This window comes from Saliniferula longa (assembly GCF_050789285.1).
In the GTDB taxonomy this organism is placed as follows: Bacteria; Pseudomonadota; Alphaproteobacteria; order Rhodobacterales; family Rhodobacteraceae; genus CAVPWP01.
Map to the genome: position 1 here is coordinate 1,255,343 of NZ_JBOUVX010000002.1, position 14,402 is coordinate 1,269,744.

11 protein-coding genes are annotated in these 14,402 nt (G+C 69.0%); 3 read left to right on the forward strand and 8 right to left on the reverse strand.

All coding sequences use genetic code 11. The features are described from left to right. Positions 1–4: 4 nt before the first annotated feature. From ACRDNQ_RS12800 to ACRDNQ_RS12810, 3 genes are read right to left on the reverse strand one after another with little or no spacing between them, the layout of a single operon-like run. On the reverse strand, positions 5–718 hold the full coding sequence (locus ACRDNQ_RS12800) for a DUF1194 domain-containing protein (protein ID WP_431829039.1): 714 nt from the start codon (positions 716–718) through the stop codon (positions 5–7). 43 nt (positions 719–761) lie between these two features. Continuing rightward, positions 762–3,905, reverse strand: a complete 3,144-nt coding sequence (locus tag ACRDNQ_RS12805) for an efflux RND transporter permease subunit (protein ID WP_431829040.1) — start codon at positions 3,903–3,905, stop codon at positions 762–764. 4 nt (positions 3,906–3,909) lie between these two features. Next, the gene (locus ACRDNQ_RS12810) at positions 3,910–5,022 is read right to left on the reverse strand and encodes an efflux RND transporter periplasmic adaptor subunit (protein WP_431829041.1); all 1,113 of its coding nucleotides are present in this window, start codon (positions 5,020–5,022) and stop codon (positions 3,910–3,912) included. Positions 5,023–5,153: 131 nt separating this feature from the next. Here ACRDNQ_RS12810 and ACRDNQ_RS12815 point away from each other — a divergent pair, with 131 nt between their 5' ends. After that, positions 5,154–6,365, forward strand: a complete 1,212-nt coding sequence (locus tag ACRDNQ_RS12815; RefSeq protein WP_431829042.1) for a glycosyltransferase family 4 protein — start codon at positions 5,154–5,156, stop codon at positions 6,363–6,365. A gap of 28 nt (positions 6,366–6,393) precedes the next feature. Here ACRDNQ_RS12815 and ACRDNQ_RS12820 read toward each other — a convergent pair whose 3' ends face one another. Continuing rightward, a complete protein-coding gene (locus tag ACRDNQ_RS12820) occupies positions 6,394–6,918 on the reverse strand; it encodes an HdeD family acid-resistance protein (protein ID WP_431829043.1) in 525 nt (174 codons plus the stop codon). A gap of 165 nt (positions 6,919–7,083) precedes the next feature. On the opposite strand from ACRDNQ_RS12820, the gene ACRDNQ_RS12825 reads away from it, so the two are divergent. Then, complete coding sequence (locus ACRDNQ_RS12825) at positions 7,084–8,469, forward strand: YbaY family lipoprotein (RefSeq protein ID WP_431829044.1); 1,386 nt, start codon at positions 7,084–7,086, stop codon at positions 8,467–8,469. Between the two features lie 18 nt (positions 8,470–8,487). Here ACRDNQ_RS12825 and ACRDNQ_RS12830 read toward each other — a convergent pair whose 3' ends face one another. The 4 genes from ACRDNQ_RS12830 to ACRDNQ_RS12845 all read right to left on the reverse strand — a co-directional run bounded on the left by ACRDNQ_RS12830 (position 8,488) and on the right by ACRDNQ_RS12845 (position 13,061). Next, positions 8,488–9,081, reverse strand: a complete 594-nt coding sequence (locus tag ACRDNQ_RS12830) for a hypothetical protein (protein WP_431829045.1) — start codon at positions 9,079–9,081, stop codon at positions 8,488–8,490. Next, on the reverse strand, positions 9,078–10,934 hold the full coding sequence (locus ACRDNQ_RS12835; protein ID WP_431829046.1) for a glycerophosphodiester phosphodiesterase family protein: 1,857 nt from the start codon (positions 10,932–10,934) through the stop codon (positions 9,078–9,080). The genes ACRDNQ_RS12830 and ACRDNQ_RS12835 overlap by 4 nt, the downstream gene beginning before the upstream one ends. A gap of 75 nt (positions 10,935–11,009) precedes the next feature. Beyond that, positions 11,010–11,630 carry an exopolysaccharide biosynthesis protein gene (locus tag ACRDNQ_RS12840; RefSeq protein ID WP_431829047.1) on the reverse strand — a complete coding sequence of 207 codons (621 nt, stop codon included), beginning with the start codon at positions 11,628–11,630 and terminating at the stop codon, positions 11,010–11,012. Positions 11,631–11,660: 30 nt separating this feature from the next. Continuing rightward, positions 11,661–13,061, reverse strand: a complete 1,401-nt coding sequence (locus ACRDNQ_RS12845; RefSeq protein ID WP_431829048.1) for an FAD-binding oxidoreductase — start codon at positions 13,059–13,061, stop codon at positions 11,661–11,663. Between the two features lie 158 nt (positions 13,062–13,219). On the opposite strand from ACRDNQ_RS12845, the gene ACRDNQ_RS12850 reads away from it, so the two are divergent. Further along, positions 13,220–14,398 (forward strand): alpha-D-ribose 1-methylphosphonate 5-triphosphate diphosphatase, encoded by a 1,179-nt coding sequence (locus ACRDNQ_RS12850; protein WP_431829049.1) that lies wholly within the window; start codon positions 13,220–13,222, stop codon positions 14,396–14,398. Positions 14,399–14,402: the final 4 nt, after the last annotated feature.

Below are 14,402 nucleotides of genomic sequence, written 5' to 3' on the forward strand. Positions count from 1 at the left end.
CCGCCTAGCGCGCGTCGGCGACGTCGCTTTCGGGCAAGGTTCCCGAGATTTCGAGGATCAGCTTGCGGATCACCGCTTCGCCGAAGCTGTCGCGGTCTTCGGCCGCGACGACGAAGGCGCCCGGGCCGCCGATGATCAGGCTTTCATAACGCCGCATCAGGTCGTCGTCGGATGGGCCGTTGCAGGTGCGGCAGTAAAGGGCCAGCCCGTTGATCACGATGCCCGCCGCCAGAACCTCGGCGCGCGCGTCCTCGATCGAGGGTCCGTTCCAGTTGTTCGCGCTGTCGCCCGAGAAGTCGATGACCTTGCGCCAGCCCTCGATGTCGTTCTCCTCGATCAGGCGCTTGCCGGTCAGAAGGGCCGACCCGATCGCATTGCGGCCGAAGGCACGGCGCGGCGGGACCATCAGCGCCTCGGCGAAGGCGGTGGCGGTGTCCGGACCGTCCACGACCGTCCAGGGGACGACGACCGACTCGGCCCCCGCCGCCGCCCATTCGACATAGGTGACCGCGATGCGGCCATAGGCGGTAGCGGCGATCGTCTCAAGCACGCGGGGGTCGGTGATCGCCTGCGCATAGCCCTGCCGCTGGAACAGGATCTCGGCCATGTCGATCGAGCCCGAGGAATCGGCCAGCAGCACGAGTTCAAGCTCGACATCTTCGGCCAGCGCCGGACCGGCGAAGAGGCAAAGCGCGAGGGCGGCAAGAAGCGGGCGCATGGGCAATAAAGCTAGTCCACGCCGGGCGGCGGGCAACCTTCCGTCACTTGCCTGTCTGCGTCCCCCCGGCGCCTGCGGTCCGGCCCTTGACCCATTCGCGTCCGGTCTGGAACAGGACATAAAGCGCGGGGATCAGGAACACGCCGACAAGCGCGGCCGCCAGCATGCCCCCGAAGACGCCGGTTCCGATGCCCCGGCGGCTCAGCATCGAGGCCCCGGTCGCGGTCACCAGCGGAATGAGGCCTGCGATGAAGGCGAAGCTTGTCATCATGATCGCCCGGAACCGGGATCGCGCGCCTTCGATCGCAGCTTCGGTGATGTCCATGCCCTGTTCGCGCCGGGCCTTGGCGAACTCGACGATCAGGATCGCGTTCTTGGCCGCCAGCGCGATCAGCACCACAAGCCCGATCTGGCCGTAGATGTCGAAGGGCAGTCCGGCAATCAGCAGCGCCAGCATCGCCCCAGCGACCCCCACGCTGACCGACAGGAGCACCGGGATCGGGATGGTCCAGCTTTCGTAAAGCCCGACAAGGAAGAGATAGGCGAACAGCAGCGCCAGCGCGAGGATCGCCACGGTCTGACCCGAGGCCTCGATCTCTTGCAGGGCGGTGCCGGTCCACTGGTAGGTATAGCCCGGCGGCAGGGTGACGGCCGAGATCTCTTCCATGGCACGGATCGCCTCGCCCGAGGCGACGTCCGGCGCGGGCCCGCCCATCATGGTGATCGCGCGATAGTTGTTGTAACGCACCAGTGTCTGCGGACCGACTATGTACTCGGCCCGCATGACCGAGCGGATCGGCACCATCTCGCCCGCCGCGTTGCGCACATGGATGCGGTTGAGCGCCTCGATCGACGCGCGGTCGGGTTCCTGCGCCTGTAGCGTCACCTGCCAGGACCGGCCGAACAGCGTGAAATCGTTGACGTAGACAGACCCCAGCGTGCCCTGCAGGGCCGAGAACAGCTCGCTGACCGACACGCCCAGCGTCTGCAGGCGGTCGCGGTCGATGTCGAGGAAAAGCTGCGGCGTCGAGGCCGAGAACGTGGTGTAGGTCGGGCCAAGCCTTGGGTCCTGTGCGGCCGCGACGGTCAGGCCGCCGGCGACCGAGGCGATGTCGGCGGCCGGACGCCCCTGGGTGTCGAGCAGCATGAACTCGAAACCCGACCCGGTGCCAAGGCCCATGATCGGCGGCAGGTTGAAGGCGAAGACCTGCGCCTCGCGCAGGGCCGCGGCCTCGGCATTGGTCGCGCGGATAGCGTTGAAGACGCTGGTCGCGGGGTCCGTGCGCTCGGCGAAGGGGGCCATCTTGCCGATCAGGAACGCGCTTGACGATTTCGCCGCCCCGTCGAGAAAGCTGAAGCCGCCCACCGACACCACGCTTTCGACGCCGGGCATCCCGGCGACGATGTCTTCGACGGTGGCCAGCGCCTCGGCCGTGCGGTTGACCGAGGCACCCTCGGGCAGGCGCACCTCGGCGAAGAAGGCGCCCTGGTCCTCGGACGGAAGAAAGCCCGTGGGCACGACCGAAAAGAGGTAGCCCGCGCTGCCGATCGCGGCGACCAGCAGGGCACCGCCCAGAACCGCCCGCCGCGCGATCGCGCCCGCAACGCGGACATAGCCGTCCCGCGTCCGGTCGATCCCGTTCGAGATGCGTCCCATGATCCCACGGCGCGGCCCGTGATGCGGCTTGAGAAGGATCGCGCAAAGCGCCGGCGACAGCGTCAGAGCGTTGATCGCCGAGATCACCATCGACACCGACACCGCCACGGCGAACTGCTGGAACAGCTGGCCCGAAATGCCGGGGATGAAGGCCACCGGCACGAAGACCGACAGCAGGACGAGGGCCGTGGCGATCACGGCGCCGGTGATTTCCCGCATCGCCTGCCGGGCGGCGTCGGCGGGGGAGATGCCGGGATTTTCCTCCATGATCCGTTCGACGTTCTCGACCACGATGATCGCGTCGTCGACGACGATGCCGATGGCCAGGACCAGCGCCAGAAGCGAGACGGTGTTGATGGTGAAGCCCATGGCGGCCATGACCGCGAAGGTGGCCACAAGCGACACGGGCACCGCGATCAGCGGGATGATGGTGGCGCGCAGGCTGCCAAGGAAGAGGAAGACCACGATCACCACAAGGACGAAGGCCTCGAGCAGGGTCTTCTGCACCTCGTGCACGCTGTCCTCGATGAATTCGGTCGTATCGAAGGTGACGGCGTAATCGAGCCCCTGGGGAAAGCTTTCGGCCAGACGCTCGACCGTTTCCACCACGCCTTCGCGGGCGGTCAGGGCGTTGGCGCCGGGCGCCTGGTAGACCGCGATCATCGCGGTGTCTTGCCCGTTGAAACGGGCAAAGCTGTCGTAGTCGTCGGCGCCCAACTCGACGCGGGCCACGTCGCGGATGCGCAGGAAGGACCCGTCGGGATTGGCGCGGATCACCACGTTCTCGAATTCGGCGACGTCGGTCAGACGGCCCTGGGTCTGCAGGTTGACCTGGAACAGCGGATCGTCGGTCATCGGCTGCGCGCCGATCCGGCCGATCGCGGCCTGCACGTTCTGCGCGCGCAGCGCCGTCACCACGTCGTTCGGTGTCAGGCCCAGTTGCGTCAGCCGGTTGACGTCCAGCATCACCCGCATGGCATAGTCGCGCGCCCCGAAGATGCGCGCGTCGCCCACGCCCGGAACGCGCTTGACCGCGTCCAGCAGGTTGATCGTTGCGTAGTTCGACAGAAACAGGGAATCGAGGCTTTCGTCGGGCGAATAGAGGTTCAGCACCAGAAGCATGCTGGTCGAGGACTTGCGCACGCTGACCCCGGTGCGCTTGACCTCTTCAGGCAGGCGCGCCTCGGCCAGCGACACGCGGTTCTGCACGTTCACGGTGGCGATGTCGGGGTCGGTGCCCACCGCGAAGGTCACGGCCAGCGAATAGGTCCCGTCGGCCGACGAGTTCGACTTCATGTAGATCATGTCGTCGACGCCGTTGACCTGCGCCTCGATCGCCTGGGCGACGGTGGTCTCGACCGTCTCGGCGCTGGCGCCGGGAAAGCTTGCGGTCACGTTCACGACCGGCGGCACGATGTCGGGGAACTGCTCGACCGGCAGGCGGGCAAGCGAAATGACGCCGGCCAGCACCATCACGATCGAGATGACGGCCGCCAGACGCGGCCGGTCGATGAAAAGGCCCGAGATCATGCGCTTACCCGTCGGTCGCGGGGGCGGCGTCGACGGTCACGCCGGGCCGCACCTTGTTGAGGCCCTCGGTCACGACCAGTTCGCCTTCCTCGAGGCCCGAGGCGATGGCGACGACCCCGCGCGCGCTGGGCCCGGTCTCGACGCGCCGCTGGCTTACGGTGCCCGTGCCGTCGACGACCATGACGAAGGGGCCGGCAAGGTCGCGCTGGATCGCCTGCGCCGGCACGGCGACGCGCAGGTCGCCCCCGGTCGCGGCCAACACGACCTGAACTAGTGCCCCGTCCAGAAGACGCCCGTCTGGATTGGCGAATTCGGCGCGCACCAGAACGGTATCGGTGCCCTGCGCCACGCGTGCGTCGATGAAGTCGAGCGTCCCGGGTTCCGGGTGAAACGCGCCGTTCGACAACTGGATCGTCACGCTGCCCACGCCGCTGACCTCGCCGGCGGCGACCCTGTCGTTGTAGTCCAGCAGGATCCCGGTCGAGACGGGGAACTCCACGAAGATGGGATCAAGCTTGGTCAGCGTCACCAGGGGGCCGGAGTCCGGTCCGACCAGGGCCCCCACGTCATAGGCGGTCAGCCCCAGGATGCCATCGAAGGGTGCGGTGATCCGGGTGTAGGACAGATTGAGGTCGGCCTGCGTACGTGCGGCCTGAAGCTGGGAAAGCGCGCCCTCGGCGCGGGCAAGGCTGGCGTCGGCGCGGTCGAGATCGGCTTGCGAGAGCGTTCCCCGGTCGACAAGGGTCTTGGTGCGCTCGCGTTCAAGCGAGGCAAGCTTGCGCTCGGCCTCGGCGGCCATGATCCGCGCGTCGATCTCGGCCACGGCGGCGCGGTAGCCGGCATCCTCGATGACGAAAAGCACATCGCCGGCGGCGGCACGCGCGCCCTCGCGGAAGGGGATCTCTTCGATGAAGCCCGAGACGCGAGCGCGCAGGTCGACCCGTTCCGAGGCGACCAGCCTGCCCGAGAACGACGCGCTTTGCTCGAAATCGAGCATCGTTGCGGGGGCGACCACGACGGCGGGGCGGGGCGCCCCTTCCTGCGCGGCGACGGACACCGGAACGAACAGGGCGGCGGCAACAAGGGCCGCGAGTGGCAGGCGCGGAACGGCAGGCATTCGATGGCCTCGGTGAGGGTGCGTTTCGCGGCACCTTGGCCCGTCCGGTCGGACGTTCCAAGAGAAAGTTTGAGTGATCCGGTTTGACGGGGTGGATTGCAACGCGGCCCGCGATCTGGGATCGAAGGGCCATGCGATCGCTCTTCGTGCACCAGAACTTCCCGGCGCAGTTCCGCCACGTCCTGCGCAGCCTTGTCGCGCGGCCCGGGGCGCAGACCGTCTTCGTGACGCAGACCGGCAAGCCCTCGATGCCCGGGGTGACCAAGGTCGAATACACGCCCCATCGCAAGGTCGCCAAGGGCATCCACGCTTATCTCGGTAGCACCGAGGCGGCGGTCATCAATGCGCAGGGCGTGGCGCGGGCCGCGCTGGCGCTGAAGGGCAAGGGCTTTGTCCCCGATGTCATGGTCGGCCACCCGGGCTGGGGCGAGACACTTTTCCTGAAGGACGTCTTCCCGGACGCGCCGCTGATTTCCTATTGCGAGTTCTACTATCGCGGGCGCGGCTCGGACGTGGGGTTCGACCCCGAGTTCTCGGACAGCTTTGACGCGGTCTGCAGGGCGCGCGTCCGGGCGGCGCCGCATCTTGCCGCGCTCGAGGCCGCCGATCTGGGCGTGGCGCCGACGCAGTGGCAGAAGTCGCAGTTCCCCTCGGCCTATCTCGACCGGATCGACGTGATCCACGAAGGCGTCGACACCGACCTTGTGCGGCCTGCGCCGGATGTCTCGATCACGCTGTCGAACGGCACGCGACTGACGCGGGCAGACGAGGTCGTCACCTATGTCGCGCGCAACCTTGAGCCCTATCGCGGCTTTCATTCCTTCATGCGCGCCTTGCCACACCTGCTTGAGGCCCGGCCCGAGGCGCAGGTCCTGATCGTGGGGGGCGACGAGGTGAGCTATGGCCGCTCGGCGCCCGAGGGCGGGACCTGGCGCCAGCACATGTTGGCCGAACTGGGCGGGCTTCCCGACCGGGTGCACTTCCTGGGCAAGCTGCCCTACGCGCAATATGTGGCCGTCCTGCAGCTGTCGCGGGTCCACGTCTACCTGACCTATCCCTTCGTCCTGTCGTGGTCGGCGATCGAGGCGATGTCGGCCGGCTGCGTGGTGCTGGGGTCGGACACCGCCCCGGTGCGCGAGGTGATCGAGGACGGGCGCAACGGCCTTCTGGTGGATTTCTTCGACGCAAGGGCCATCGCCGCGCGCGCAGCCGAAGTGCTGGCCAACCCCGCAAAGTTCGCCAGTTTGGGCGGCGCGGCGCGCCAGACCGCGGTCGAGGGCTTCCGCGTGGCCGACGGCTGCAGCCGCTGGATCGCGCATATGGAGCGGCTGGCGCGGCGCTGAGGGCCCCACGCCGCGCCCGGTGGCGGGCTCAGGCCATCTTGCGCGCCGCGTTCAGCGCAAAGCCCATGGCGATCAGCGACACGCCGTTCGAGATCAGGTCGATCCCCAGCAGAAGCCCAAGGATCACGGCGGCCGATTGCGGGAAGTTGGCGAAGACCATCACTGCCAGCACCACCGAAACCACGCCCGACAGCAGGATCAGCCAGAAGAACCGCCGCTCTTCAAGCGAGAAGGCGATGATGATCTTGAAGACGCCCGCGGCCAGAAAGAGGATGCCCACCAGCGTCGTCAGCGCCAGCATGCCCGCGAGCGGGTGCTGAAGGATCGAGACGCCAAGAAAGACGGCCAGCGCGCCCAGAAGCACGTTGCCGATCTTGGCCAGTGCCCCTTCGGCGCCGAAGGCGGCGACGATTTCCACGATGCCCACGAAGATGAACACCCAGGCCGCGATCGTGGTCGCCGCCATGCTGGCGACGAAGGGGTTGGCCAGCGCGAGGATGCCCCCCGCGATGGACACGAGGCCGATGACGACCCAGAGAAGCGACTTGCCCATGACGGGACCTTTCGTTCGTTTCGCCGCGCCGAGCCTGCGCCTTTTCCGGGCGTCTGGCAACGCCGGGGCAGGCAGGCCTGTCCCGCGGCTGCGTGACTGGGGCGGTCGACGGCCCCTGCCCATATCCGCTAGGATGACGCCGATGGACGGGGAAGGAATGGCACCATGCTTTTCAGGCGGTTCGGTCTTGCGGCCATTGCGGCGCTTGTGGCCGGAACGGGCTTTGCGATGGACGGCGTAAGCGTCACCGCGACCTATCGCGAACGCATCGCGATGCCCCCCGGCACCGTGTTCGAGGCCCGGCTCGAGGATGTCTCGCGCGCGGACGCGCCCTCGATCCTGATCGGCGCGGTCCGCATCGAGGATGCGGGCAACCCGCCCTACGCGGTGACGATCGACGTCGATCCGGCCGCGATCGACGAACGCTTCACCTACGCGGTCCGCGCCAGCCTGACGCACGAAGGGCGGCTTCTGTTCACCACAGATACCCATGTTCCGGTCCTGACGCGCGGCGCGCCGGACGCGGCCGAAATCGTCATGGTGCGCGTCGCCTCGTCCGAGGCAGCAGCAGCCGCGCCGCTTCACGGCCTTGACCTGCCGGCAAGTTTTACCGGCGATCTTCCCTGCGCCGATTGCGAGGCGATCCGCCATCACCTCGACCTCTGGCCCGACCAGGGCTTTCACTTGCGCCGCGTATGGATCGGCGGCGCGGCACCCCTGGTGCGCGACCACGTCGGGCACTGGTCGCTTGATCCGGCGCGCAATGCGCTCGTGTTGTGGACGGGCGGCGACGCGCGCCTCGAGTTCGCGATCACCGACGCCGGCGCGCTGCGGCTTCTGGACCAGGACGGGCAGCCCATCGTGTCGGACCTGCCGTACGAGCTGACCAGCCTGGGACGTCTCGACCCGATCGACATTGCCTTGCCGATGATCGGCGCGTTCACCCATTTCGCGGACGCCGCCAGCTTCGTCGACTGCCGCTCGGGGCGCCGGTTTCCGGTGGCGATGGAGGGCGACTACCTTGCGCTTGAACGCGCCTACATGGACGCGCGGGCCGAGCCCATGGCCCCGGTCGTCGCCACGATCGACGGGCAAGTGACCATCCGCGAGGGGATGGAGGGCGGTCCGGTCCAGACCGTGACGGTGGATCGCTTCGACGCGCTCTGGCCCGGGCTGTCCTGCGAACGGGCGCGGGCCGACGCAAGCTTCGACAACACCTATTGGCGCATCCACTGGCTTGACGGCACGACGCTCGACGGCGTTCCGGGCACGCGCGAGCCGCATGTCGTGTTCCGTCCCGATGCCTACGGTGCCACCGTGGGCTGCAACCGGATCAACGGCGGGTACGAGCGGACCGGCGAGACGGGCCTGCGCCTTCTGCCCGGCGCGATGACGCGGATGGCCTGCCCGCCGCCTCTGGACGAATGGGAGCGCCGCCTTGTCGAGGTCTTCGGGCGCGTGACGAGCCTTCGCATCCTGGGCCCGACGCTGGCCCTTCTGGACGACGACGGCGCGGTGATCGCGCGCCTCGAGGCGGTCTATCTGCCCTAGGGGGCAGGCCGGGATGCCTCAGGGAAGGGCCGGAAAACAGCCGGGATAGCCGAAGCCCCAGCGCCAGGGCAGCCCTGAACAGGGCGCGCCGCCGAACCGGACGGCGTTGAACATCGCCTCGCCGATGGCGCGGTAGGCAAGGCGGACCTGCTCTGGCGCGACCTCGTAGCGGGCGGCAAGCGCCTCGACGCGCGCCTCGCCGCCCGCGACCACGCAGGCGCGCAGGGCCTCGTCCGCGGCAAGCCGCGCGTCAAAGCTTTCGTCGGCCCCGGTCGTCGCGGTCGCCTTGGCGGCGTCGTGGTAGAGCCGGTCGTGGGCCACGCAGCAATCTTCCCAAGGGGGGCGGCCTTCATGCGCTTCGGCGAAGCCCGGAAAGATGTCGGCGACCACCGCCCAGGTCGTGGACAGCCCGCCGCTGCACCCATCGGTGACGAAGGGCGCAAGCGTCGCGCCGGGCGTGGCGATTTCGGACATGAGGGCGCGGTGGCCGGGCAATTCCAGCGTCCGGCGCAGGGCGGACAGGGCGCCGTCGCCATCGGTGTCCTGGGCATGGGCGGCGCCCGCGGCCACCAGCGCCAGGATCAGCGCGGCAATCCCGGCCCGTGGGCTCACGGCCGCAACTCTTCGGGCGGATCGAGGTCGAAGGCCACACCCACGCGGTCCCCCAGCGCGATCAGAAGCCGCGCCGCGGTGGGCAGGGTCGCGCGATAGTCGATGACCGCGCGCGCGAGTCCGGGATCGTCGGTGATCAACCCGTCCACGCCAAGCGAGATCATCCGCATCATGCCCATCGGGTCGTTGACCGTCCAGGCATAGACGTCCTTGCCCGCCGCGTCCGCGCGCGCCACCAGCTGGGTCGAGACCTGCGCCGCGTTGACGGCCAGGAAATCGCCGTCGAGCCCGGCAAGGTCGCCCACCGCGGTTGCCGCCAGAACGCCGGCCCGCCAGTCGGGGCGCAGGGTCCGCATCTTCTGAACCGCCGGATACTTCAGCGACATTGTGGCGATGTCGCCGGCCATGCCGGCCGCTTCCACCAGCGCGATCACCCGGTTCTCTAGATCGACGTCGTGGCCGTAGTATTTCAGTTCGATGATCACCCCCGCGCGTCCCTTGGCAGCCGCAAGGACGTCGCTCAGCAGCGGCGCGCGCTCATCTCCGTAGGCCGGATCGAACCAGCTGCCGATGTCGATCGCGGCTACATCGGCCATGGTGGCGTCCCAGACCTTGGTGGGCACGCCGGCCGATTTCATGAAATCGCTGTCATGGGCGACGATGATCTGTCCGTCCGCGGTTTCCTGCACGTCGATCTCGACCCAGTCGGCACCGTCCTCGATCGCCTTCAGGACGGCGGACATGGTGTTCTCGGGGCGCAGGCCCGCCGCGCCGCGATGACCGATGACCGCGACCTCTTCCTGGCCGTCGACGGTTTCCAGCAAAAGGCCGCCCGCGCCGATGCTGGTCAGCGAAAGCAACCCGACCGCGGCAAGGGTGAGGTTCGCCCGCGACAGAAGCGGCACGGGGCCGGCGGGCACCTGCGCCGCGGCGGCGCGCGGCGTCCGGCCTTCGAGGGCGCGGGTGAATTCGTCGTTCAGCAGATCGGCAAGCGCGCCGTTCGCCACGGCGTTCAGAAAGGCGTTGGCCGCCGACCAGACAAGGCCCACCAGGATCAGCGATCCGGCCACGAAGCGCAGCCGGTCGCCCAGAAGGTCCGGCAGTTCGGCCGCAACGATGCCGGCGAAGAAGCCGACGACCGCCGCTGCCGCCATGCGCAGCGCCAGCCACCACGCCAGATGCCCCAGCAGCTCGAGCCTGTGCCCGTCCATGCGCCGCCGGCTTTCCTGGAAGGCGCGGCGCGTGGGCAGGGCGTCGAAGACGGTCAGGTGGAGCGCCACCGCCCAGCCGGTGAGGCGCTCGGCAAGCAGCAGGACAAGGGCGATCACCACAAGGCCGATCAGCCCGACCGCGGCAAGAAAGGCGGGCGGGCGATTGGTGAGGTAGTAGTTGATGTCATAGTCGCGCAACAGCGCCGCCGCGATCAGCGCGGCCACGATCAGGAATGGCAGGGCAAGAAGCAGCACGCGCAGAAGCAGCGCCAGCGCGAAGCGCGCGAGGCGGGGCAGGGCGCCGGGAACGAAGGTCGCCGCCGCCTGCAGCGACCGCAGCGGATGGCGCGCGCCCTGGCGCAGGATCGCCGTCATCACCGCGACGTCGAGCACCGCCGCGACGATCAGAAGCGAGATCACCGCAAGCGCCCCGATTGCCCCGGCCGGGGTCAGAAGAAAGCGCGCGATATCCTGGTCGGTCAGCGCGCTCTGATCCGAGAAGGACAGCGAAACCGCCAGCAGAAGCCCGATCACCGGCACCAGCGTCGCCGTGGTGACCAGCCGGATGAAAAGGTGAACGGCAAGGAAGGGCGGCCAGAGCCGCAGGGCCTCGCGGTAGCTGTTCAGTGTCTCTCGCAGCATCTGGCGCGCGGCCCCCTTCGTTTCTGCCGAAAGGTTAGACGTCCCCGCCCCTGCTTGTCACCGTCCGATCGTCGGTCAATTGCCGGTCGCGGCCAGCACGACCGTGATCGGGATCGCGGCGCCGAGACCCGCGATCAGAAGCCCGGCAAGGGCGAAAAGGCCGTCGCGGGCCAGGAGGGACAGGCAGAAGAAGACCACCGCGGTGGCGAGGATCGAGGACGAGAACGGCACAAGCTCGAGGAACGGCATGAGCGCGCCGCAAAGCACGCAGGCGATCTGCGGCAAAAGCGCCAGAGGTGGCACGACAAGGAATTGCAGGCGCCGGTCGGCGCGCGCGTCGATCCAGGCCGCGGGGCCCTCGAGCCGCCGCAGCCCGGCGACAAGGCGGGCGCTGGTGATCCGCCGGCGCATCAGGAATTCCGGCAACCACAGGTGCGAGCGGAAGGGAACGATCATCTGGATCGCGATAATGGCGATGATCGTCCCGCAGACCGTCGACAAGAGCGGAATGCCGGAAAGCGGCGACACAACGATCAGCGCCGGCACGAGCAGGGCGGGAACGAACGAGGTCGCGCCGAAACCCTCGACGATCTCGCGCACGCTGACCGTGGGGTTGTGCGCCAGCGTGGCCACATGTTCGATGACGCCAACAAGGGTGGTATCGCCCGTGTCGCGAATGTCCCGAGGGTTGGTCATGTCCGTTTGCGCGTCCCTGTGGCGCGAGGCTCAGGTGAAGATCTTGCCGGGGTTCAGGATTCCGTCGGGATCGAGCGCCGCCTTGATCCGGGCCATCACGCCGACGGCAGGGCCAAGCTCGGCGCGCAGGTAGGGGCGCTTGCCCTGGCCAATGCCATGCTCGCCGGTGCAGGTGCCGCCCATGGAGAGGGCAAGTTCGTTGAGCCAGCCCACGAAGTCTTCGGCCTTGGCGATCTCGGCCGGGTTGTCCATGTCGATCAATGGCAGGACATGGAAGTTGCCGTCGCCGACATGCCCGACCATCGGGGCGATCAGCCCAAGCGCGTCAATGCGCGCGCGCGCCGCGGTGACGCAGTCGGCCAGCCGCGAGATCGGGACGCAGACGTCGGTCGAGATGCCGCGCGCGCCCGGGCGCAGCTGAAGCGCGGCCCAGTAGGCGTCGTGACGCGCCTGCCAGAGGCGGGTGCGGTCCTCGGGGCGGGTGGTCCATTCGAAGCCGGTTCCGCCGGCCTCGGCCGCGATCTCGCCGAAGAGGGCGGCCTGTTCGGCGACCGAGGCCTCGGTCCCGTGGAATTCCAGCAGCAGCAGCGGCGTCTCGGGCAGGGCCAGCTTCGAATAGGCGTTGACCGCGCGGACCTGGAGGGCATCCAGAAGCTCGATCCGGGCCATGGGAAGGCTGCTCTGGATCGCCGCGATCACCGCATCGCAGGCGGCGCCGACCGAGGGAAACGAGCATCGGGCCGAGGACATCGCCTCGGGGATGCCCTGCAGCTTCAGCGTGAGTTCGGTGATGATCCCCAACGTGCCTTCCGAGCCCACGAAAAGCCGCGTCAGGTCGTAGCCGGCCGAGGATTTGCGCGCCCGCGTGCCGGTCCGGATCCGGGTTCCGTCGGCCATCACCGCCTCGAGCGCCAGCACGTTGTCCTTCATGGTGCCATAGCGCACCGCGTTTGTGCCCGACGCGCGGGTGGCCGCCATGCCGCCAAGGCTTGCGTCGGCGCCGGGGTCGATGGGGAAGAACAGGCCCGTGTCGCGCAGGTGATCGTTCAGCTGCTTGCGCGTGACGCCGGGCTGCACCGTGCAGTCGAGATCGGCCGCGTGCACGTCTAGGACACGGTTCATCCGCGACAGGTCGATCGAGATGCCGCCCGAGGGGGCGTTCACCTGACCCTCGAGCGAGGTGCCCGTGCCGAAGGCGATCACCGGCACGCGGTGGTCGGCGCAGGCGCGCACGATATCGGCCACCTCGTCGGCGCTGTCGGGGAAGGCGACGGCGTCCGGCATCTGGTTGGGCAGCCAGGTCGTGGTGTGGCCATGCTGTTCGCGGATCGATCGACCCGACTGCAGCCGTTCCCCCAGCCTTTGACGCAGGATCGCGACGGTGGTGGCGATGCCGTCCTCGTTGCGTGCGGGTTCCGACGGTGCGGTCATCGGGTCTCCTTCCTGCGCGCGAGATAGGGGGCGCGGGGGGGCTCTGGCAAGGGGCGCATCCCGGCGGACGCCGAAAACCGCCCGCCGCGATGTCACACGCGCGATACAGATTTCGGTTATCCACAGGGCGAAACGGTCATGAATTGAGCAACTGACCCATGTCGCTTCTGCCCCCGCTTCGCCTGACCCGCGCCCGCGTCCTTCGCGACGGCGAGATGCAGGACCGCTCGGTCGCGATCGCGGACGGGCGGATCACCAAGGGTCCGCTGCCCGAGGTCGACCTGAGCGGCTACCTGATCCTGCCGGGCATCGTCGATCTGCACAGCGACGCACTGGAACGCCATCTGCTCCCGCGCCCGCCGGCGGCCTTCCCCGCCGCCGCCGCCCTTGCCGCCGCCGAACGCGAGGCCGCGGCCGCCGGCGTGACGACCGTCTGGCTGGCGCAGGGCTGGTCGTGGGAAGGCGGCATCCGGGCGCCGGAGGCCGCCGAACGGGTGCTGCAGGCGCATCAGGATCACCGGGCGCAGGCGGTGGTGGACCTCAGGGTGCAACTGCGCTGCGAGACGCATCTGGTCGATGGCGCACCACGGCTTCTGGCGGCGGTGCGGCGGTATGGGATCGACTATGTCACCTTCAACGATCATGTCGCCGAGGTGATCGACGCAGGCCGCGAGGCGCCGGCCCGGGTCGCCGCGCGGGCCGAGCGTCTGGGCGTGGCGGCGGAAGAGTATCTTGCGGCAGCCGGGGCGGCGCGTGTGCGCGCCGCCGAGGTGCCGCGCCACCTGTGTCGTCTGGCCGAGGCTTTCGACCGGATGGGCGTGGTCTATGCCAGCCACGACGATCCCGACGGCGAGACGCGCGAACGCTTCGCCATGATCGGCGCCAAGCTGGCCGAGTTTCCCGCCACCCGCCGCGCGGCCGCCACCGCGCGGGCGATGGGCGACCCGGTGATCCTTGGCGCGCCGAACGTCCTGCGCGGGCGCAGCCATTCGGGCCGCGTCTCGGCGCTCGATCTGCTGCGCGACAGGCTTTGCGACGCGCTGGCGTCCGACTACCACCCGCCTTCGCTGGCGGCCGCGGCGTGGAAGCTGGTGGACAGCGGCCGGATGGGGCTTCCGCAGGCCTGGACCCTTCTGTCCCGCAACCCGGCGCGGGTCCTGCGCCTTCCCGACCGGGGCGAGATCGCCACGGGCCGCCGCGCGGACCTCGTGATCGTGAACGAACGAACCCGGGCGATCGAGGCGACGATCGCGGGCGGGCGGCTGGCCTATCTGGCCGGCGAGGCCGGACGGCGGTTCCTGTCGGCGCCGGCTGCCTTCCGCCTTGCGGCGGAATAGGCGC